We start from the raw sequence: 22,639 nt of genomic DNA, 5'->3' as shown, positions 1-22,639 counted from the left end.
CATGGAAAGAAAAACATTCAATCCGCAGGATTGGCTTAATCAGCCAACCCCGCAACCGAAAGTTACAGAGCAACCAACTTTCAATACAGATTCCCAATCAGACGAAGTAGAGCGCATCATCCAAAGCATTGAAGCCAACCGAACAGATATTACGTCCACTTATAGCGATTGGGTAAATATCGGATTTGCTTTCTCAGATGAGTTTGGAGAAAATGGACGTACCCTATTTCATAGGGTGAGCCAGTTTTATCCAGGCTATTCCGCCCCGGAGTGCGACAAGCAATTTGACAATTGCTTGAAATCAAAAGGTCATGGCGTTTCACTAAAGACCTTTTTCTACCTCGCCAAGGATGCAGGAATTGACATCGCACCTCCACGGACAGAAAAACAGGATCAGCGAACCTTCAAAAGTGAAAAGCTGAATGGTAGTCAATCTGAATACCACCAGCCCGAAAATCAGGAACCGGAAGAAATGCCAACCCTTCCAGATTCCTTGTTTCCTGAACTTCCTGAATTTCTGCAAAAGGTTGTGGCGGTTGCCACTTCCAATGAGGAAAGAGATATTCTCCTCCTCGGTTCCCTCGGAGCTATCAGCGCATGTTTACCCAAAGTATCGGGCATCTATGATGGCAAACGAGTATTCCCCAATCTATTCCTATTCATTACAGCCCAGGCATCCGCAGGAAAAGGCCGATTGGTGCATTGCCGCCAATTGGTCAATCCCATTCATAAGGAATTGAGGGAACAAGCCAAACTCCACAAACAACACTATGAATTGGAAATGGCAGAATACAACTCCAAGAAGGGAAAGGAAGATGGTATCGAGAAGCCAGCCAAACCACCTGAAAAGATGCTTTTCATTCCAGCCAACAACAGTTCAACGGGTGCTTATCAGCTTTTGGGTGATAGTGATGGCAGAGGACTAATATTCGAGACCGAAGGTGATACCTTAGCCCATGCCTTCAAGAGCGATTACGGAAACTACAGTGATGGCTTTAGAAAAGCCTTTCACCATGAAACCATTTCCTATTATCGCAGAACCGACCGTGAGTTTGTGGACATAGAAAGCCCTTGCCTTTCTACTGTCCTTTCAGGAACGCCAAAACAAGTTTCGGCATTGATACCCAACGCTGAAAACGGCTTATTCAGCCGTTTCATCTTCTATTTCATGAACGTGCGCCCGGTATGGAAAAATGTCTTTGCAAGCCAAACGGATAACGGATTGGACGATTACTTTGAAGCCCTGGGCAATGAGTTCTATGAACTCTACAAAGTCATCATGCAGGACGAACCAAGGCAGTTCTACCTTACGGCAGACCAGCAAGAGCAGTTCAATCAGTTCTTTGGGCAGATACAGGAAAAGTACCTCAACCTTCAAGGATTGGACTACATGGCAACCATCAGAAGATTAGGTTTGATAGCCTTCCGCATAAGCATGATATTCTCTGCTTTGCGGATCATGGAAACGGGTGACACTTCCAAGAAGCTGATTTGTGAGGAAAGGGATTTTCAAGCTGCGCTTGAAATGGTCAAAGTATTGGTAAAGCATTCAAGCAAGGTATTTGGAGAGCTACCACAAGAAGAATCCAAACCAAGCAGGATGAACAAGAAAGAAAAGTTCCTCTATGCCCTACCGTACAACTTCAACCGCCAGAAGTATCTTGAAGTAGCCAACACCCTGAGTATTCCGGCAAAGACAGCCGAAGGCTACATCACCGCTTTTGCTAAATCGGGATTGATTCACCGTGAATCTCAGGACAATTACATCAATACGTCACTTGAGGAAACCAAGGATTCTAAGGATGCTGAGGACGTATAGTCCTTGGCATCCTCCATTTCCTCAAAATCCTGAAATCAGTTTACCACTATATTTTTCTTTTACTATCGTTATCTTTTCTTATATTAGCCAAATATTGACAAGTCATAAATTAACAGGTCATGTTTTTCGGTGAAAGAATAAGAGAGCTTAGAGAAAGCCAGGGATTGTTACAACGACAGTTAGCGGCAAACCTTGAGATAGACACCCCCATGTTCAGCAAAATTGAGCGTGGTGAACGGAAAGCCAAACGGGAACAGGTACTGAAAATTGCCGAAATCCTCAAAGCAAGCGAACAGGAATTATTGGCTTTGTGGTTAGCAGACCAAATCAAGGAAATAGTAACAGACGAAGATCAGGCATTACAAGCATTGAAAATCGCTCAAAAGGATATAAACCAAGCAAACACCAAATAAGAATGAACCAAGTACAACATAACGCTATCGTTAATTTCATCTGGAGTATTGCTGATGATGTGTTACGTGATGTCTATACACGTGGAAAATACAGAGATATAATCTTACCATTTACCGTACTGCGCAGACTGGATGCCATTTTGGAGCCAACCAAAGACAAAGTTTTGGAGATGCACCAAAAGCTGAACGAAATGAAGATTGACAACCAATCTGCTCAATTGCGCAAAACCAGTGGCTATGTGTTTTACAATACCTCAAACTACACCTTCAAAAGGTTATTGAATGAACCGGGCAATATTCGTCAAAACTTAGAAACTTACCTGGATGGCTTTAGTAGCAATGTGCAGGACATCATCAGTAAGTTCAAATTGAGAAACCAGTTGGAGACTTTGGAAGAAGGCAACATTACCTTTCCACTGATTGAAAAATTTTGCTCAAGCACTATTAACCTAAGCCCAATGCCTGTCACAGATAAAGACGGCAATGTAGTCATGGAAGGCTTGACCAATTTAGGAATGGGCTATGTGTTTGAAGAACTGATACGCAAGTTTAACGAAGAGAATAACGAAGAAGCCGGAGAACACTTCACCCCAAGGGAAATCATTCGCTTAATGACCCACCTTATTTTTGAACCGCTCAAAGGAAAGATTAAGGACGGTACGTATTTGATTTACGACCCTGCTTGTGGTAGTGGTGGCATGCTTACCGAAGCGGAACACTTCGCCAAGAAACTCAACCCCAAAGCTACTTTCCACTTGTACGGTCAGGAAGTAAACCCAGAGACCTATGCCATCTGTAAAGCAGATATGCTGATAAAAGATGAAGACCCAGAGAAGATTGCTTTTGGCTCTACGTTAAGCAAAGATGGATTTCCAAATCTGCAATTTGACTTCATGATCAGTAACCCACCGTATGGGAAAACATGGAAAGTAGATGCAGATGCCATACTGGACAAAAAAGACATCATAGATCCTCGCTTTACCGTAGGTGTACCCCGAGTGAATGACGGCCAATTACTGTTTGTCATGAACATTGTTTCCAAACTGAAAACCAACAGCGAATTGGGTAGCAGGGCAGCTACTATTCATAATGGTTCAGCGTTGTTTACAGGAGATGCAGGACAAGGAGAAACCGAAATACGCAAATACCTTTTCGAGAATGATTTGCTAGAAGCGGTGATTGCCCTACCCAATGATTTGTTTTACAACACGGGCATACCCACCTACATTTTTATCCTGAACAACAAGAAGGAAGAAAAACGAAAAGGTAAACTGCAACTCATCAATGTTACTTCTGAGCAGTTCTACAGCAAAATGCGCAAGCCTTTGGGTAAAAAGCGGGTGGAGTTTAGCAAAGACCATATCCGCAAGATTACCGACCTGTTTTTGAACTTCGAGAACAATGAGCACAGCATCATTCTCGATAATGAGGATTTTGGCTACAGCCAGATAACCGTACACCGCCCTCAGCGTGATGAAGACGGAAATATCATCAAGGATGCCAAAGGCAAACCGAAAAGTGATAATGCCCTCAAAGACAAAGAAAACATTCCTTTAAAGGACGACATTGATGCCTTTTTTGCCAAAGAGGTTACCCCTTTTGTGCCGGATGCCTGGTATAAAAAGAGTGAAACCAAAATTGGCTATGAAATCAACTTTGCCAAGTACTTCTACCAGCACAAAGCCCCAAGGAGCTTAGAGGAAATATCTGCCGATATTTTCAAGATTGAGGAAGAAACCGAGCATCTATTAAAAGAAATTGTTGAAGCGTAAATGATGGTACAAGATATACATACAGCAACTTGGCTATCCACTGTTCCGCAGCATTGGAAGACTTTGCGCATCAAAAATCTCTTTGCCGAGATAGATGAAAGAAGCGAAACAGGCGAAGAAGAATTGCTCTCAGTTTCTCATTACACCGGAGTAACCAAAAAGCGAGACAGCCTTGAAAACGAGGATGATTTCATCAGCAATGCCAAAACCTTGGTTGGCTACAAAAAAGTAGCTGAAAATGATTTGGTAAGCAATATCATGTTGGCATGGAATGGTAGTTTGGGAATTTCAAAATATGATGGAATTACAAGCCCTGCCTATTGTGTGTATCGCATCAAAGGAGACAATAACCCACACTATTACGGCTATTTGTTCTCTACTGCTATCATGAAGGCAGAGTTTAGAAAAAAATCCTTCGGCATTATCGATAGCCGCTTGCGCTTATACTCAGATAAATTTTTCAGTATTCCGGTGGCTGTTCCTCCAAAAGATGAGCAAGACCAGATAGTGAATTACATAAAAGCCAAGTCAAAAAAAATAAAGCACTTCATCCAGAAAAAGCAAGCCTTTATTGAGTTGCTAAAAGAGCAACGGCAGGCAATAATTAGCAGGGCAGTAACCAAAGGAATTAACCCTGATGTAACTTTAAAGGATAGCAGTATCGAGTGGTTGGGGAAAATTCCTGAGCATTGGGAATTGAGGAAATTGAGATACTGTGGGCAATGTCAAAATGGGCTAAATAAAGGAGGAGAATTTTTTGGAAAAGGTTTTCCCTTTTTCGGTTATGGAGATATATACAACAATGAGATTTTGCCCGAAATCCCATCAGGTTTAGTTGAATCAACAGAAGAAGACCAAGCTAACTGTTCTGTTGAAAAAGGAGACGTTTTTTTCACTCGAACATCAGAAATTGTGGATGAAATCGCCATCGCTTCGACTTGTCACAAAACAATTCCTTATGCAACTTTTTCAGGGTTTTTAATTCGTTTCAGACCCACGGCAAACCTTCTTTATGAGGGTTACAGCACATACTACTTTAGAAATGAATTATTACGGGAGTATTTCGTAAAAGAAATGAACATCATAACCCGTGCTTCAATGAGTCAGGATTTATTGAAAAACCTTCCAATTGTTTTACCTCCAATCGAAGAACAAGTAATGATTTATAACTATATCAAAACCGAAACCGCCAAAATAGACCAGGCCATTGCGAAAGCAGAGAAAGAAATAGAACTCATCAAAGAGTATCGGGAAGCCATGATAGCCGAAGCGGTATTGGGGAAACTGGATGTAAAGGTTCACACTAAAAAAGTATTGGAAAATGGATAACAATCGTAACATATCGGAAGAAGAAGTTGATAATGCTATCATTGACGCTGGTGATGGTACAGAGAAAGAGCAGGTAGATGACCAGGTGTTGTTGATGGAAAAACCATTCGACCCTACGCTTATCAAGATAGAAACCAAAACACCTTCGTTAGATACCTTAATCAAGCGCATTGAAAGGAAAAGTATTCAAATGAATACCGAAACCTACTTTCAGCGCAAAGACGACCTTTGGGATAAAACCAAGCAAAGCCGACTGATAGAATCCATACTCATTCGTTTCCCTCTACCTGCCTTCTTTTTCGATGCGAGTGACGATAACAACTGGCTAGTAGTAGATGGACTGCAAAGATTAAGTAGTATCCGAAACTTTGTGGTAGATAAAAGTCAGGCATTGACCAATCTGGAGTTTTTAACTCATCTCAACGGCAAGTATTGGGATGATTTACCTGAAGACCTTCAACGAGTAATTGAAGAAGCCCAGGTAGTGATTTACAAGATCATGCCGGGTACACCCACCGATGTGAAATTCAACATCTTCAAACGTATCAATACAGGCGGATTGATCCTTGAACCTCAGGAAATTCGCCATGCCTTGTTCCAAGGTCGCCCTGCTACTTTTATCTATGAATTGGCAAATCTCAAAGCATTTAAAGAAGCCACTGGAAATAAAATTAAAACGGACAGAATGCTCGATAGAGATTTTGCCAACCGTTTCTTGGGCTTCTATCTCTTAGGAATAGAAAATTACGGCACAAGGGAATTTGGCTATGATTTAGACTCCTACATGAGCAAGGCAATGGCAGAGATTTACTCCAAAACAGAGGAGGAATTATCGCAAATTTCCGATGCTTTTAAAACATCCATGCAACTGGCCAAAACCATATTCGGAGACGAGGCATTCAGAAAAGTGCGCACAGGAAACAGAAGACTACCACCAATCAACAAAGCCCTATTTGATGCGCTTTCTACCCAATTGGCATTGTTATCAGAAGATGAAGCAACACGCCTAACGGAGAACAAAGCAACATTTAAAACTTCACTAAAAGAAGAGCTTACCAATAACGAGGTTTTCTTTTTGGCAGTAACCAGTGGTACAGGTGATAAAACCAAAGTGGCTACACGTCACAACAAAATCAGAGAATTAATTAATCAAACGATTAACCATGATTAGTAGTATAGAAATTAAGAACTTCAAATCCATCAAATCCAAAGTGTTTGCACTTCGGAATTTGAATGTGCTTTTGGGGCTCAACGGACAGGGAAAAAGTTCGTTCATTCAAAGTTTATTGCTCTTGCGACAAAGCAATACCGAACCGGGCAGAGTAAAAGGTTGGCTGAATTTAAAAGGTAGGTATGTTGATATTGGCAATACCAAGGATGCTTTTTATCAATATGCCAAAAAGGAGGACTTGATTTTCAACCTTTCTCTTGGAGAAGACACCACTATTCCTTTTCACTATGCCTATGAAATGGAAAAAGATGTTTTACCGCCCAAGGCCGACAAAAACATTTACGGTGAAACGGAAGTCAAATTTGAGTTATTGGTAAAGGATGCAGAAAAGCATACCGGACTATTTTCCAATCAGTTTCAGTACCTCAATGCTTATCGTATTCAACCGGAATCTACATACCCCAAGAGCAATAATGAAGTAGTTCAGAACAGGAATATTGGCATGAACGGCCAATATGCTGCACACTTTATTGAAACCTATTACGATGAAGAAGTAGCCTTTGACAACTTACTGCACCCCGATTCCTTTGTAGAAGATACACTACTTAAAAAGACAATTGTCAACAAAACACTCATCAACCAAATCAACCTTTGGTTGGGTGAAATTTCACCAGGTATAAATGTCCGCACTACTTCCATTAATCAGGATGAAGTATTGTTGGAATACGTTTTTGAGCAACCAACTTATGTAAACACCAACAGGTTCAAACCCGTCAATGTAGGCTTTGGTATCACTTATGCCCTCCCGGTAGTCACTGCTTTGTTATCAGCAAAACCCGGAGCATTATTGATAATTGAAAACCCAGAAAGTCATATCCATCCAAAAGGACAGGCAAAACTTGGAGAGTTGATTGCCTTAGTAGCTCAAAACGATGTGCAAATTATTATCGAAACCCATAGCGACCATATTGTAAACGGCATCCGTGTAGGCATCAAAGAAGATAAATTAAGTAAAGACAATGCAAGGCTGTTCTACTTCAAAAAGATTGTGGAGGAACAGGAACAATACTCAGCCATAACTGACATTGTTTTGGATAAGAATGGGACGTTAAGCGAATATCCAGAGAATCTATTGGATGAGTGGACTAACCAATTAGCAAAATTGATTTAGGCTTATGGAATTAATGTTTAACGAGTTAAGTGTTATTCCATATTCAGCGAATAAGTACGAAGCAATTGAAAGAATGACCCTATTCGCCAAAACCTTTAAGAAATCGAGGGATTTAGGCTTCAAACGCATTCGTTCAGATGTAAGTGTTTCAGAAATACGCCTTGCGGACGACTATACAGTTCATAGTTGGCTCATAGATAGTTCTGTCTCTCCTGAACTTAAAGGCTTCATGTTCGGAAGCATTATTACTCCATTTATAAATGAGGAAGATGGGCAGGTTGAGGAAGCCTATATTGAAGCAGAATATTTTTATAAGAGAAATGAAGCTGAAAAAGTACCCTGCTTAGGTTTAGCCGCAGCGCATTTATACGAATTGCCAACAATTAGTCTCAATACCTCAGTCGAATGGCAAAGAAACTTGTTGCCGATAATCGTTGAGAAAGATGAAACCTCTGAAGACCACCGAATACCAAATGTATTTGACGAATCCTGTTTTGGTGAGGAAGGAATTGCTGCATTTGTTGAGAATCTTGGAGAAGTAGAATTAATCGAAACCACATTGAATCCAGATGAGAAGGATATTCATTTAGCAGACCACCATGGAAAAGACGAGTTGCAAGCTCTTTGCAACCGGCTTAAACATAATGAATATGTTACAGCCATGCGATCAACTGATTGGGGCGGGAACACTTTCATAAGAAAAATTCATAAAAATGGTGTCGTTGAGATAACGCTATTTAAGTCTCAAAGAAAATACGCCTTATGGGTTCAAACAACTGGTAGAAATTACCGTGAAACAGAAGCCATTGCTCATAAATTAAGGGAAAGATATTCATAGCTATGCATACAACAGATACATCAGAAAAGGGCTTAGAAACGATCATTGAAAAGCATTTAATCAATCACAATGGCTTTATTGCAAGCTATAGTGCTGACTATGACCGTGACCTCTGCATCAATGAAAAGCTGTTGTTCGAGTTTTTGGCAGCAACACAACCCAATGCCCATGATACCATCATCAAAAGAGGCAAAGACAAATTCCTGAAACGCCTTTCAGACCAAATCCGCCAGAAAGGTATCATTGAAATACTTCGCAATGGGGTCAAGGATTTGGATTTAAGAGTACAGCTCTACTTTAAAAAGCCAACCTCTCTCCTTAACGATAAAGCCCAGAAGCAATACAGCAGTAATATTTTTTCTGTTACCCGACAGTTGTACTACAGTCTGGAAAACAGCAACTCTTTAGACATGGTGTTATTTATCAATGGTTTACCATTGAGCACCTTTGAATTAAAGAACCAATGGACAGGTCAGAATGTAAAACACGCCATACGCCAATACCAAACAGACCGAGATCCAAAAGAACCCTTGTTTGCCTTTGGCAGATGTATGGTTCACTTCGCTGTAGATGCCGATTTGGTTTACATGACCACTCACCTCAACAGTACAAAGACCTTTTTCCTACCTTTTAATAAAGGGAATAACGATGGTGCAGGCAATCCAGTAAACCCCGGAGGTTTAAAAACTGATTACCTCTGGAAAGATATTTTGACTAAAGACAGCTTGAGCAACATATTGGAAAACTTCGCTCAAATTGTTGAGGAGAAGGACGAAGACACAGGAAAGGTTAAACGCAAACTAATTTTTCCTCGATACCACCAACTCAGAGCGGTAAAAAAACTGCTGCATCATTCCAAAGAAAACGGTGTTGGCCAGAAATACCTCATTCAACATTCGGCTGGTTCAGGCAAATCAAATTCAATTACCTGGTTAGCCCACCAGTTGGTGAGTTTACACGATAGTGAAAATACAGAGACCGTTTTTGATAGTGTTATTGTAGTAACGGACAGGCGTGTCTTGGATAAGCAAATTAGAGATAACATCAAGCAATTTGCTCAGGTAAGTAGTGTTGTTGAAGCGATTGATAAAGGAAGCCGACAATTAAAACAGGCCCTTGAAGATGGAAAGAAAATCATTGTTACCACAGTTCAGAAGTTCCCATTCATCATAGATGAAATCGGAGCTTTACAGGCAAAGAAATTTGCCATCATTATTGATGAAGCACACAGCAGCCAAAGTGGTGAAACGGCCAGTAAAATGAATTGGGTGCTGTCCGATAAAGAAGTTACTTACGGTGAAGAACCCGAACCACCAACCTCTGAGGATATTATCAATGACTTGATAAAGAACCGTAAAATGCTGAAAAACGGAAGCTATTTTGCATTTACGGCCACCCCAAAAAACAAGACATTGGAAACCTTTGGAGAAAAAACAGCCGAAGGTAAATTCATAGCTTTTGATAATTACACCATGAAGCAGGCCATTGAGGAGGAATTCATTCTTGATGTGCTAAAGAACTACACCACTTATCAATCCTATTACAAATTAGATAAAGCTGTTGAAGACAACCCGGAGTTTGAAACACGTCAAGCCAACAAAAAGCTACGTGCTTATGTAGAAAGTCATCCTTTCTCCATCATGGAAAAATCTAAAATCATGTTAGACCACTTCCATGCGGACATTAGAAAGCTCATCAATGGTCAGGCAAAAGCAATGGTTGTTTGCAAAAGCATTAAAAACGCCATTCTTTACTATCAGGCTTTCAACGAGTATCTGAAAGAAATCAACTCGCCATACAAAGCCATTGTAGCTTTTTCAGGCACAAAAGAAATAGACGGAGAAGATTGGGATGAAGCCAGATTAAACGGTTTCCCGAGCAATGACATTCCAACTGAGTTCAAGAAAAAAGAATACCGCTTCCTGATAGTTGCCAATAAGTTTCAAACAGGTTTCGATCAGCCACTATTACATACCATGTATGTAGATAAAAAATTAGCGGATGTTCAGGCGGTACAAACTTTATCAAGACTCAATAGAGCTTATAAACCTTACAAAGAAGACACCTTTGTGATGGATTTCTTCAATACCACCGAGGATATTAAAAAAGCATTTGAGCCTTTCTATACCACCACCATTCTAAGTGAAGAAACAGACGCAAATAAACTCAATGATTTACAAGATGCCTTAGACAATGCTCAGGTCTATTCTCAGGATGATGTAGTCAACTTCACCGACTTGTATTTCAAGGAAGCAGACAGGCAGGAATTAGACCCAATCATTGATAAGTGTGTTGCGGAGTTTAAAACTGAACTGAATGAAGATGCACAGATTGATTTCTATGTAAAGGCGAAATCCTTCTTTAGAACGTATGCATTCCTTTCTAAGCTGCTATCCTTCAATAATTCTTATTGGGAGAGGTTGTACTGGTTTCTGAAATTCCTGATTCCTAAAATCAAGCCGGAGGAAATTGAGGATTTGGCCAAAGGCATTCTGGAAGCAATAGACCTTGATAGTTACAGACTAACCCGTACAACGCAAGAGAACATCAAACTAAGTGGTGATGAAGAATTAGACCCTACTCCGCCAGTAATGAAGGGCAAAAAAGGGGAACTTGGCTTTAATGAGTTGGATGCTATACTCAAAGAATTTAATACAAAGTTTGGCATTGATAACTGGACGGATGATGATAAGGTAAAGAAATTCCTGTTCGAGCAATTACCAGCCGATTTTGCCCGTGATGAGGCCACAGTCAATGCTGTTAAAAACAGTGACAAACAGAACGCTAAAATCACTTCTGATAAAAAGGTGGAGGATTTGATGCAAGATGTGATTTTCCAATACACCGATTTGTATAAAAAATTCACGGATGATCCAGATTTCAAACGCCAGTATTTAGACTTTGTATTTGACAAGATTTGGAATCAACAAACTAATCTTCAAAACAGACCTAAATAATGCCTAAACACTGTTTCAACATCCTAACATTCAATCACCCAAGTGAGGAATTTACCTTCTACTTTACAGATAAAGAGCAGGAAGGAGTTACAAGGATATTTCATGCCTTAGTTCCTAAAGAGGTCATTGAAAAGTATGGTGAACAGGAACATTATTACACTTCATTCGGGCAGCAGTTGGATGGTTTTTTGCCAATCAACAAATCAACTGCACCTACATTTGAAACCATTAAAACCAAAGAGGGAATTGAAAAATCCGTTCCGGTTTTCAATTCGGCTTTTTCCTCATCCATTCTCAAGCGGTATTACAATGGGTTAATTCACAATCACTTCAAGTCAAAGGGTTGTTTGGTCAAACCCAATTTTGTAAGCGATACGGAAGTATGGTTGCCAAGTGAGGTACAGGACTCAAAAGGCACTTACAAAATCTTTGACCGCTATTCCTTGAAGGTTCAATTCAAAACAGTTTCCAACAGCTTAGAGCTTTTGGTAACATTTGAAGGGAGATCCAAGATTTTCCGAACACCAGTAGCAGAACTTTTTGAGGAAGTGCCTGTAAAGGCTTTTAATTGGGTAGTTTTTGAAAAAGGATTGTACCGCTTTGATGAATTACCAGACGAAGGAAAAAGACAATACGACAAGGTTTATCCAGTATGGAACTTTGAAATCAGGGATGCTTTACAGCAGGAAACGGAAGCACCCGACAAAACCAACAAATACAAGAAGTTCAAAACAGCCATTGATAAATTCTACAAGCAGCATCTAAATACACAAGAGTTTAAGGCCATCATTCCAATATCATCCAATGGCTTTATTCCGGTGGAAGAAGCTCGAATAGGTACGGTAGAAAAGAGCAGTAACAAATTGATTTTCGGAAACCAGAAACCGCATCATATCCCTTACTATGGCATTACCGAACATGGTCCCTTTGAATTAAGCCCATCATCAAAGATTCATTTCTTCTTTATTCTCCATGAAGATGATAGAGAGGTAGCAGCCAAGATTCACAACTACTTTAATGGCAAACTCAACGGCTTTAGAGGTTTATCAAAGTTTATTCATACACCGTATCATCCTGATAGAGAACTCGCAATCTATTTTAAGGACAGGGATAACCCTTGGCCGGAACTCTACGAGCAAATCAACGATAAAGATTTTGATACCGACATTCAGCACATAGCCATTTACATTACCCCAATTAGCAAAAATGTTCCAGTCAAATCTCAGAGGTTGGTTTACTACAAGCTGAAAGAGCTACTATTGAAAAAAGGAGTTTCCTCTCAGGTGATAGATCCTGATAAAGTCATTAGCAACGACAAGTATCATTTCAGCTTGCCAAACATCGCAATTGCCATTCTCGCAAAGCTCAATGGCACTCCGTGGAGGTTGGACACAAAGCTGAAGAATGAATTGATTGTTGGAGTTGGAGCATTCAAGCACACAGAAGTTGACATCCAATATATCGGCAGTGCTTTCAGTTTCTCCAATACAGGGAAATTCAACCGCTTTGAATGCTTTCAAAAAGACCAAACAAAAGAGTTAGCAGGTTCAATCCTAAGAGCAGTTAAAGACTATGTGAATGTAAATACAGGAATCCGAAGGCTAGTAATTCACTTCTACAAAGACATGAGTAGAGAAGAAGTAGAACCGATTGAGAACGGCCTGAGAGAATTGGAATTGAACATTCCGGTATTCATTGTATCTATCAACAAAACAGAATCCTCTGATATTGTTGCCTTTGATTTGGACTGGAAAGATTTGATGCCTGTAAGTGGCACATTCATCAAATTAGGTTACAACAGGTTTTTATTGTTCAATAATACCAGGTATTCCGCATCGGAGTTCAATTTCAATGACGGGTTTTCATTTCCGGTAAAGCTCAAGATAAATTGCTCCAATCCCGAATTGGTTGATGATTACAAAACAGTAAAAGAGCTTATCGATCAGGTATATCAATTTAGCCGTATGTATTGGAAGTCAGTAAGACAACAGAACTTACCAGTTACCATCAAATACCCTGAAATGGTAGCAGAAATTCTCCCATACTTTGACGGTGATGAAATCCCAGACTATGGAAAGAACATTTTATGGTTTTTATAAAGCCCAATCTATCCCAAGAATTAATTCTTGTTACCCAAAAATGCTCATCGTTTTATTGCAATAACATTATAGGAGATATGGGAGAACGAAAACAGCATGTATTTGAATTTCAAAAGCTGAATATCTACTAAATAATCTCTTTCAACCTGGCATGGGATAGGGCTTCATCAATGTCTTTCGTAATGACAACATCCACCCCGGACTTTTTGAACGTATGCCTGACAGTACTACTCAGGTGTCTCTCTTTTACTTTCACAATGTATACCGAAGCAATCTGGTCAGGAAACTGCTCGACTATGCTCGCATAGATATGTATATCCCTTTGGCCATTGTCTCCTATCAATACAAATTTCATTTGGCGATACAATGAAAGCAAATGAACGATGCTTTGGTATTTGCCTTCATGGTGTCCTTTGCCTGAAAAGAGTAATTGCTTGATTCCAAATTTTGATCGGTTAAGCAAAAGAGGGCCATCAGGAAAGCCTCTTTCTTGTAATAATGTAACCCAAAAGGTATAGAGATTACGCTCACTGCTGCTCACATAAAAGAAAGGATTTTCTTCGGCATGCAATTTGTTATAAAACGTATGGATGTTTTGCGTCAGCTTCCTGGTTGTTTCATTTTTTGTAAGCAGTACCCATAATTTCTTAAAAAACGTGTAGGCATAAGATTTCACGATGGTATCATCAATGTCTGAAATGATCCCCATGCTGGATTCCTTACCCACAATCAGGAATTTTCCGGTTTTTCCTTCCATATCCGGCCCATCCACCACCTCGTAATAGGCCGTATGCCAGCCTTCCTCCAGGTCATCCTCAAATTGAAACTTAGTCTCAAAATAGCCCCGATCATCGGTTTGGGCAACAAGTTTTTTTTCATTAACAGTAACTGATATGGAACAATTTTTAATGGGCCGGGAAGAAAAGTTTTGGATCATTCTTTTCGAATTGCTCCATCTGGAATCCAATGCATGACTTTTTATTTTTTCCCTTTCGAGAATGACCGAACCCATCAAATAAACTTCATTTGGCTTTCCATAGCCTACATACGGTATGATTTTCTGTATTTTCACAATTAAGTAATCTGTATGTTAGTTATCTCGACATTAAATGAACATAGATTTATTCATCATCAACCCCATCTCCGGAGACACAGACAAAATAACCATTGCCAATGCTATTTCGCAATTTTCTTTAAAGAGGAGGACGCCTTACGCTGTTTTGTATACTACCGATAAAAATGATGAGGTCACCATTAAGCAAACCATTGACCTATATCAGCCGGAACGGGTGATTGTATGTGGAGGGGATGGTACCTTTAATCTTGTTGCAAGCCTAGTGTTAGGGTCACAAGTGAAATTAGGCCTTATCCCTGCTGGTTCGGCTAATGGCCTGGCTACAGAATTGAAAATCCCCTCTAGCATTAACGAGGCACTTGAGGTTTTAAACAGGAATAAATTACTGGCCATTGATGGGGTGAGATTTAATGACTCCCTCTATTCGTTTCATTTAAGTGATTTTGGGTTCAATGCAAAAATGATTGCAGAATTTGAGAAGCAGGGCACTCGTGGAATGATCTCCTATGCAAAAGCTTTTTTCAAATCATTGAGTGATGAAACCGTAGCTTCGTATGAACTATCAGTCAATGGAAAAACCATAGAAAGGGAAGCGGAAATGATCGTTATAGCCAATGCTGCAAGGTATGGAACCGGTGCCGTAGTTAGTCCATCGAGCAAGCTCCATGACGGGTACTTTGAAATCGTAGTATTTAAGCCTATCCCCCGTGTGAAATTAGTTAACCTAACGCTTTCAGCTTTTTTGGGAAGTCTTGAAAATTCTCCTTATGTAGAGATTATTAAAGCTAAAAAAGCTCACATAGCTACAAAAACTCCTCAATATTTTCAGGTAGATGGGCAAGTACAAGGCCGGTTAAGTGAAGTGTCAGTTGGTATCGTTGAAAATGCAATCAATGTGCTGGTGCCATAGATAAAAAACGGGGCGGCCATCGCTGGCCACCCCGTTTCAACTTCACCTAAGTAATGGGAAAGATTATTACTTGGTCTCATCGACTTCTTCAAACTCTACATCGGTAGCTTCATCCGAAGTGTTTTCAGCACCTGCTCCCGCATCAGCATTACTTTCAGTGCTACCTCCGGCTTGCTGCGCCTGGTAGATTTCCTGAGAAGCAGCCTGCCATAGGTTATTCAACTCTCCCATGGCTGGTTCTATAGCAGCAATGTCCTGTTTCTGGTGTGCTTCCTTCAACTTTTTCAAAGCCCCTTCAATCGCAGATTTATTGCCTTCAGAAAGCTTGTTACCAATTTCTGAAAGTTGCTTTTCAGTTTGGAAGATCAATGAATCCGCCTGGTTTAGCTTATCCACTTTTTCCCTGGCTTGCTTATCTGCCTCAGCGTTAGCTTCTGCTTCCTGCTTCATTCGTTGGATTTCCTCTTCAGTCAAACCTGAAGAAGCCTCGATTCTGATCTTTTGCTCTTTACCTGTGCCTTTGTCTTTAGCTGATACATTCAAAATACCGTTTGCATCAATGTCAAAGGTTACCTCGATCTGAGGGATTCCTCTTGGTGCAGGTGGAATACCGTCCAGGTGGAAGCGTCCGATGGTTTTGTTGTCCTTGGCCATGGGTCGCTCACCTTGCAACACATGCACTTCTACAGAAGGCTGGTTATCCGCAGCAGTCGAGAATACCTCTGATTTTTTAGCAGGAATAGTCGTATTCGCTTCTATCAATTTGGTAAATACACCGCCCATAGTTTCAATACCCAGAGACAATGGAGTGACATCAAGAAGCAATACATCTTTCACCTCACCGGTAAGCACGCCTCCCTGGATTGCTGCACCTAAAGCGACCACCTCATCCGGGTTCACACCTTTGGAAGGCTTTTTCCCGAAGAACTTCTCTACTTCTTCCTGGATTTTAGGGATACGGGTAGATCCTCCCACTAAAATCACCTCGTCTATATCAGAAGTAGAAAGTCCGGCATCTTTCAAAGCAGCTTCCACTGGTTTCATGGTTCGCTTGATGAGATCATCTGACAACTGCTCGAACTTAGCTCTTGTTAGTTTCTTCACCAGGTGCTTAGGCACACCATCTACCGGCATAATATATGGCAAGTTGATTTCAGTTTCTGATGAACTTGAAAGCTCAATTTTTGCTTTTTCAGCGGCTTCTTTCAATCGCTGAAGCGCCATCGGGTCTTTTTTCAGGTCTACCCCTTCATCTTTTTGAAACTCTTCTGCCAACCAGTTGATAATTACATCATCAAAGTCATCACCACCTAAGTGTACGTCACCGTTGGTTGATTTAACCTCAAAAACACCGTCTCCAAGCTCAAGAATAGAAATATCGAATGTACCACCACCCAGGTCATACACCGCAATTTTCATCTCCTTGTTTTTCTTGTCCAGGCCATAAGCCAATGCAGCAGCGGTAGGCTCATTGATGATCCTTTTTACATCCAGACCGGCAATCTGACCGGCTTCTTTGGTAGCTTGTCGCTCGGCATCATTAAAGTATGCCGGCACAGTGATAACTGCCTCTTTGATGTCCTGTCCGGTAAATTCCTCTGCGGTAGTTTTCATCTTTTGCAAGATCAGGGCTGAAATCTCCTGAGGGGTATAGCTTTTTTTACCGATTTTGATCTTCACGGTATCATTAGGCCCAGGCTCTACTTTGTAAGAGATGTTTTTCAATTCTGCTTTTACATCTCCGATTTTTTTTCCCATAAAGCGCTTCACAGAGCTTATGGTATTCTGTGGGTTGGTTACTGCCTGACGTTTTGCAGGGTCGCCCACTTTTATCTCATCATTCTCCAAAAAGGCCACAATGGAAGGGGTGGTTCTCTTGCCTTCACTGTTTGGAATAACCACGGGCTGATTGCCCTCCATTACCGCCACGCAGGAGTTGGTGGTTCCTAAGTCAATACCTATTATCTTTCCCATTTACTTATGATTTTTAATTTTTTAATTCAAATAGTTTTCGCAAGTCATTAATTCAATTTAAATACCAGGCCAAAGAGACAGACAAAATGACATTTTTTGACCAAAGGAATAAAAAAATAATGCCATTATGGCTGGTTTTCCAAACCCTTAAAGCTTTGCTGGAAAAACACACTATTTGGCACCTGGGTAACACCTTCTTCATCTTCCAGTTGGGTATAGAGTAGATTAATATCTTTCACCATAGCTTTGATCTCCGGATCAAATAATTTAATGGTAGACCCTTTCCTGGAGGGGTTTGAAGTGTAAATTAAAAGGCCAGCAACAATATTGCTTAATATGCTCCAGGTAGCAAAAAAGCCAACCGCAATGACTGCCAGTATGCTACTAAAATAGAACCAGATATTTTCGACACTGGCTCCCCAAATCGACATTATTGCAACTATAGCTGACAAATAAACGCCAAAATTAAGTATCCTGCGCGTAAGTATCGCCCGGTGCGCCTCATACCCGTGTTGAACCAACAAATTATTCAATCTTTTACGAACCAGAGACCTCACAATAAGCACCATTATCAGGATCAAAAAGGTGAGTAGCCACTGAAGAGTATTAAAATGAGCTTCTAAAAAGTATTGTATTTCATTCCAGGTCATATCTATTGATTCTTTAACTTTTTCCCTAAAAAATGGTTTTCTGAGGTAAAGAAATCTTGTCAGGTAGCTTATATATAGATGTCTGAATAATGGAAATCCAAATAGTTGTCAGCATCATTGAAACGGTGATAACAGCCAACGTGATCTGGAAGCTGTAGTCACCAATAAGGCCAAGTGTTGTTGCTACATTTACCAGCACAAAGCTGAACTCCCCGATTTGGGAAAGTAAGGCCCCGGCATACACGCTATCGCGCCAGGTACTGCCCATTCCTCTAAAGATGAAGGCATTGATCAGACTATTGATGACTAGAACCGAAAGTGTGATTAAGGAAATGGTGCCAAGGTGCGTCCTTAAAAAATCCAAGTCTAGTTGGAGGCCAACCGACAAGAAGAAAAAAGCCAAAAAGAAAACCCGAAAAGGTACCAATGCATGATCCAGCCATTTGGTGGCTTTGTCCTGACCTATCCAGATACCTGCCAGAAATGCACCCAGGCCAGCGGAGATTCCAAACCAATGGGTGATCCATGCCAACCCAAAGCATAGCAATAACCCGATGAAAACCTGTAAGTCGTGATCTTTGGAGAGGTCTTCTTTGAAAGGTATTTTCACAAGCTTTTTGATCACGGCTGCCCGGATAAATAGCAGCACAAGCAGACCGCCTATTACCGTTTTAATCAACTCCCTAACTTCCAGTTCCCCCTTGGCCATGAAACTTAGCACTAGCATCATGGGCACAATCAGGATGTCCTGCATGATCAATACCCCGGAGGTTAGCAAGCCCAGTTTACTATGTATTTGTCCTGTTTTTGATAAATATTGAAAGATGATGGCAGAGCTACTCAGGCTGATCACGAAGCTCAGCAGTATGGTGACCTTCCATGACCAATCCATAAAATGGCCAATACCCACCATGAAAACAAAACTCAATACCACTTGGGTGAGTGTGCCCAGCAGTGGTTTCTTTATGTTTTTTGAGAGATCTGGCAAATTAATCTCTGCACCAATGAAGAACAGCAGCAAAATGACGCCCAGTTCTCCCAATTGCTCGATGGTGGTTGTTTTTTGGATTACCCCCAATACTTCCGGTCCCAGGATTATCCCGGCAACAATGTAGGCAATAAAATAAGGCTGCTTTACCCGCTTCAAAAACAAAGCGAGTAACAGTACGGTAAGCGACAAAACAACCAGACCATCGAGTATTCCGTGAGTCATTCTGAAATGTTTTTTATCTACTATTTAGAAGCTTTCATTTCTTTTCTAAGCTTAAAGCCAAGCATAAAATAGGTGACAGCCGAGAATAAAGCATTAAACCCGAGCAACCATCCGGATGCTAACAATACTTCTTCAGGTTGGGTTAAAAGCATCCATATTATGATTCCTCCAAGTAGAAGAGAGAAAACTCCACTTAGCGCCATCCATATTTCACCTTTTATTTCTTTACGCAATCGAATGGCGGTAACAATCTCTGTTACACCCATGAAAACAGACCATAGTCCAATGCTGGCCCAGAGAAAACTGGCAAGAACTATAGTGGCCACCAGTGGAGAGATAATTATGAATACTCCAGCCAATAGGCCAAGTATGCCGCTAAATAGGAGCCACCCCCATCGTTTCCCCTTTTTTATTCTTCTCACAGCACCTACAATTCCAAAAAACCCATCCATTATGGCGAATGCTCCAAAGACAATCGCTAAGGCAAGAACGGCAGAAAAAGGTAAAACAAAGGCCAGGACAGCAAATATGAGCGCAAGCACTCCTCGGATAATGAATGTCCACCAATTGGTAGATAATGTAGATTGGAATGATTGTCCTTCTTTTATTTCTATTGTTGTCATAAGTATTAGTTTTAGATAACATTAATTTTTGTATTATCAAGAGTAACCTCACCAGCTTTTACCAATCCCCACCTGGCAGCAACCGGCCCTGCAAACTCATGAATAATAGTGGCTCCCATAATGGTACTCACTAGTATAGCAGAAAAAGCATCAAAACGAGGGTCTTTTTGCATCATAAGCGCCAAGCCCATTACAATACCCCCTTGCGGCAGCAACCCGGCGAAGGTGTACCTGCGAGAGAGCTTGTCAGCTTTTGTAATGGATAATCCTGCAAAAGCGCCCACATATTTTCCAATGGCCCGAAGTAATACAAAAAGCAATATGTAGTGCCAGTAACTGGCTAATGAAGAATATTCCAGATGCATGGTACTCACTACAAAGAAGAAGATAAAGATCAACTCTTCGGTGTACCTTTCTACTACCTCTTTCAGCAACCTGCGTTGAAGGTTGAAATTAGCGGCCACAACACCCACTCCAAGGGTACTCAGTAACTCATCAAAAGCGAATAGACTGCTTACCCCGAATGCCAGGCTAATAGCGGCCAGCAACAGCACCAGCAATTGCCCCTCGGAACTAATGGCCAATCTTTGAGTCAAAAAATTGAAAATAAAACCTATAGCAACCCCTACCGCTACCGCTCCGGCAATGGACAGTATCCCATTGCTAAAAACATTGCCAAAAGATACAGCCGAATCTCCCATGAACATACTCGCTAGCGTAAAGCAAATGCTATAAATAATAAGAGTAAAAGCATCATCAAAAGCTGCACAACCCAAAATCGTATCTGAAACAGGGCCTTTGGCTTTGTACTGATGCATTACAGCCAGAGTGGCCGATGGATCGGTAGGGGATGCGAGTGCCGCCAGCAATAAACTAAACGGGATGGAGAGCGCTATAAAATTATCTGTGGGTATGTCATTGATCAAATAGGGAGCAATGAAGAGAAACCCTAATAAGACTACCAAAAAGGCTCCAAATGATTCAAGGAAAGATACGGTTAACAACTTGGTGTCGTGTCTTTTTATTTTGCTTACAGAGAGATTGAAACCCACCTCAAAAGTGATAAAGGCCAGACAAAGGTCTATAATAGGTTCGGTGTGAACCGGAAATGCCTCAGGAATATAACTGAAAAGCCGTGGATTAAGGAATAGTCCAGCAACCAGGTAGCCTGTCACCTTAGGCAATCCGATTTTTTCCGCTCCCAGTCCAAGTAGGAAGCCTACCAGCAGCATGGCACCTGTTATGAGTATCAATTCTCCGTACATCAGCTCAAACCATTCTCTTTAGTAACTCCCATTGGATGCGCCCCACCATCGGATTGTCCGGGTTGCCGTTCATCAACGTCAAGCAGTAGGCCACTTTCGACATTCGCCAGTCCGTTTCCAGGGTGTGCAGAATTTCGTTGGCCAGGTACCTTCTGCGAAAGTGCCGTTCCAATGGCAGACCGATATTGCTACATACCCGCATGGCCCTGGCAATGGCCATTTCCATGTCACGGTCTGACTGGTAAATGTTTTCTAGCGAAGCAGAAGTGAACTGCATATCGAGTTCCTCGATGGCTTCTATAAAGTCCCTAATGTGCCTGGGCACTCGCTGGTCATCCAGGACCAGTATTTCATTTGTCTTCATGGGATACGGATTTTAATCTGGATACTATGCTATTGGTTACATTATCTATAATGTTCACAACGGTTTCAATTTGCAGTCGTAAGGCCTTGGCGATTTCGTTAGCCGTCATTTCATGCAGCCAGAATAGTTCAAAGGCCAATTTATTTGTCTCTCCAGCCTCTGCCAGTACTTCATTTACTACAGGCTCTATCTCTACTTCCTCGGGAAGATCAAGCAGCGCATCATTGGTAAGGATTTCATTGCCCATTTGTCCGTTGGTATAAAAAGTATCATCTAGGTCTTCCTGCATGATCAGCTCACCTTCGGCATCAGCAGTAAATTTCTCTTCCAGATTTTTCAACTCCTCTGCCGCCAGCTTTTCCAGCGATACCTCTCCATCTTTAGTGCCATAATTTTCAAGGAAGTCATCCAATTTTTCACGAGCTATTTGGAAACTCCAGGGCGAGAACTCACTGGTCTTTTGCGGACGCTCGTCAAACCTGTCATAAAGTGCTATATATATCTCATCTACAAGGTCATCGATGGTAAACTCTTTGGTGACCTTGGAATTAGTATGTGATAAATAGCGCGCCACAAAACCCCTGATGGCCGGAAGCAGTTGCTTCACCAGGAATCCAAAATGCTCCCGGTCTTCCTGCTTTTTCAGGTTTTCGAGCTGACTGAGGTTGTCCCGGGCAACATCAAGCCTAATTCTTTTTCGTGAAGAGATCAATTGCCTCAAATACCGGGATTTTAACCGGGTCATCAACTGCTCTGCTAATACGGCAGGATCTTTTCCTTCTGCCTCCACAAAAATCTGGTTATGACTTTGCTTTAAATAAAAAGTCGCTTTCAGACCGCCAGGTTGCTCGGTAAGGTAAGCGTCCAGCCGGTTTAAATTGACCAGGGCATTTAGTTTTTCAAACCAATTCTGATGATGTTTGATGGCCTCTTCAAACTGGCTGATTTGACCGTCTCCTTTCAGGAGATGCTTGTTGTGTATCGTCACTTTCATTT

18 protein-coding genes are annotated in these 22,639 nt (G+C 41.2%); 10 read left to right on the top strand and 8 right to left on the bottom strand.

Annotated features, from left to right (window positions below; translation table 11 throughout):
• Position 1 precedes the first annotated feature (1 nt).
• The 9 genes from B3O12_RS15510 (at position 2) to B3O12_RS15470 (ending at position 13,569) form a co-directional block, all read left to right on the top strand.
• Complete coding sequence (locus tag B3O12_RS15510; protein ID WP_286756971.1) at positions 2 to 1,819, top strand: DUF3987 domain-containing protein; 1,818 nt, start codon at positions 2 to 4, stop codon at positions 1,817 to 1,819.
• A gap of 119 nt (positions 1,820 to 1,938) precedes the next feature.
• Positions 1,939 to 2,232, top strand: a complete 294-nt coding sequence (locus B3O12_RS15505; protein WP_286756970.1) for a helix-turn-helix domain-containing protein — start codon at positions 1,939 to 1,941, stop codon at positions 2,230 to 2,232.
• Positions 2,233 to 2,234: 2 nt separating this feature from the next.
• A complete protein-coding gene (locus B3O12_RS15500; RefSeq protein WP_286756969.1) occupies positions 2,235 to 4,004 on the top strand; it encodes a type I restriction-modification system subunit M in 1,770 nt (589 codons plus the stop codon).
• Positions 4,005 to 5,333, top strand: coding sequence for a restriction endonuclease subunit S (locus B3O12_RS15495; protein WP_286756968.1), 1,329 nt, complete (start codon positions 4,005 to 4,007; stop codon positions 5,331 to 5,333).
• The gene (locus tag B3O12_RS15490) at positions 5,326 to 6,504 is read left to right on the top strand and encodes a DUF262 domain-containing protein (RefSeq protein WP_286756966.1); all 1,179 of its coding nucleotides are present in this window, start codon (positions 5,326 to 5,328) and stop codon (positions 6,502 to 6,504) included. The genes B3O12_RS15495 and B3O12_RS15490 overlap by 8 nt, the downstream gene beginning before the upstream one ends.
• On the top strand, positions 6,497 to 7,675 hold the full coding sequence (locus tag B3O12_RS15485) for an AAA family ATPase (RefSeq protein WP_286756965.1): 1,179 nt from the start codon (positions 6,497 to 6,499) through the stop codon (positions 7,673 to 7,675). Before B3O12_RS15490 ends, B3O12_RS15485 begins: the two co-directional genes overlap by 8 nt.
• A gap of 4 nt (positions 7,676 to 7,679) precedes the next feature.
• Positions 7,680 to 8,513 carry a hypothetical protein gene (locus B3O12_RS15480; RefSeq protein WP_286756964.1) on the top strand — a complete coding sequence of 278 codons (834 nt, stop codon included), beginning with the start codon at positions 7,680 to 7,682 and terminating at the stop codon, positions 8,511 to 8,513.
• A 2-nt stretch (positions 8,514 to 8,515) separates the two neighbouring features.
• On the top strand, positions 8,516 to 11,470 hold the full coding sequence (locus B3O12_RS15475; protein ID WP_286756963.1) for a type I restriction endonuclease subunit R: 2,955 nt from the start codon (positions 8,516 to 8,518) through the stop codon (positions 11,468 to 11,470).
• Entirely contained in the window at positions 11,470 to 13,569 is a 2,100-nt protein-coding gene (locus tag B3O12_RS15470) for a Piwi domain-containing protein (RefSeq protein ID WP_286756962.1), read from the top strand. Before B3O12_RS15475 ends, B3O12_RS15470 begins: the two co-directional genes overlap by 1 nt.
• A 127-nt stretch (positions 13,570 to 13,696) precedes the next feature.
• On the opposite strand, the gene B3O12_RS15465 is transcribed toward B3O12_RS15470, so the two are convergent.
• Positions 13,697 to 14,506: a phosphatase domain-containing protein gene (locus B3O12_RS15465; protein WP_286756961.1), complete on the bottom strand. Its 810-nt coding sequence runs from the start codon at positions 14,504 to 14,506 to the stop codon at positions 13,697 to 13,699.
• 172 nt (positions 14,507 to 14,678) lie between these two features.
• On the opposite strand from B3O12_RS15465, the gene B3O12_RS15460 reads away from it, so the two are divergent.
• Positions 14,679 to 15,554 (top strand): diacylglycerol/lipid kinase family protein, encoded by an 876-nt coding sequence (locus tag B3O12_RS15460; protein WP_286756960.1) that lies wholly within the window; start codon positions 14,679 to 14,681, stop codon positions 15,552 to 15,554.
• Positions 15,555 to 15,620: 66 nt separating this feature from the next.
• Here B3O12_RS15460 and dnaK read toward each other — a convergent pair whose 3' ends face one another.
• The 7 genes from dnaK to B3O12_RS15425 all read right to left on the bottom strand — a co-directional run bounded on the left by dnaK (position 15,621) and on the right by B3O12_RS15425 (position 22,637).
• Entirely contained in the window at positions 15,621 to 17,528 is a 1,908-nt protein-coding gene (dnaK, locus tag B3O12_RS15455) for a molecular chaperone DnaK (RefSeq protein WP_286756959.1), read from the bottom strand.
• A gap of 125 nt (positions 17,529 to 17,653) precedes the next feature.
• Entirely contained in the window at positions 17,654 to 18,061 is a 408-nt protein-coding gene (locus B3O12_RS15450; protein WP_286756958.1) for a mechanosensitive ion channel domain-containing protein, read from the bottom strand.
• Between the two features lie 142 nt (positions 18,062 to 18,203).
• Entirely contained in the window at positions 18,204 to 19,391 is a 1,188-nt protein-coding gene (locus tag B3O12_RS15445) for a cation:proton antiporter (RefSeq protein WP_286756957.1), read from the bottom strand.
• A gap of 20 nt (positions 19,392 to 19,411) precedes the next feature.
• On the bottom strand, positions 19,412 to 20,014 hold the full coding sequence (locus B3O12_RS15440) for an HdeD family acid-resistance protein (RefSeq protein ID WP_286756956.1): 603 nt from the start codon (positions 20,012 to 20,014) through the stop codon (positions 19,412 to 19,414).
• Between the two features lie 11 nt (positions 20,015 to 20,025).
• Positions 20,026 to 21,279, bottom strand: coding sequence for a cation:proton antiporter (locus B3O12_RS15435; RefSeq protein ID WP_286756955.1), 1,254 nt, complete (start codon positions 21,277 to 21,279; stop codon positions 20,026 to 20,028).
• A gap of 4 nt (positions 21,280 to 21,283) precedes the next feature.
• Positions 21,284 to 21,643, bottom strand: coding sequence for a hypothetical protein (locus B3O12_RS15430; protein ID WP_286756954.1), 360 nt, complete (start codon positions 21,641 to 21,643; stop codon positions 21,284 to 21,286).
• Complete coding sequence (locus B3O12_RS15425) at positions 21,630 to 22,637, bottom strand: sigma-70 family RNA polymerase sigma factor (protein ID WP_286756953.1); 1,008 nt, start codon at positions 22,635 to 22,637, stop codon at positions 21,630 to 21,632. Before B3O12_RS15425 ends, B3O12_RS15430 begins: the two co-directional genes overlap by 14 nt.
• Positions 22,638 to 22,639 lie beyond the last annotated feature (2 nt).

The organism is Roseivirga sp. UBA838 (genome assembly GCF_002296035.1).
In the GTDB taxonomy this organism is placed as follows: domain Bacteria; phylum Bacteroidota; class Bacteroidia; order Cytophagales; family Cyclobacteriaceae; genus Roseivirga; species Roseivirga thermotolerans.
Note: the sequence above shows the minus strand (reverse complement) of the source record. Positions and strands in the feature narration are given on the sequence as shown.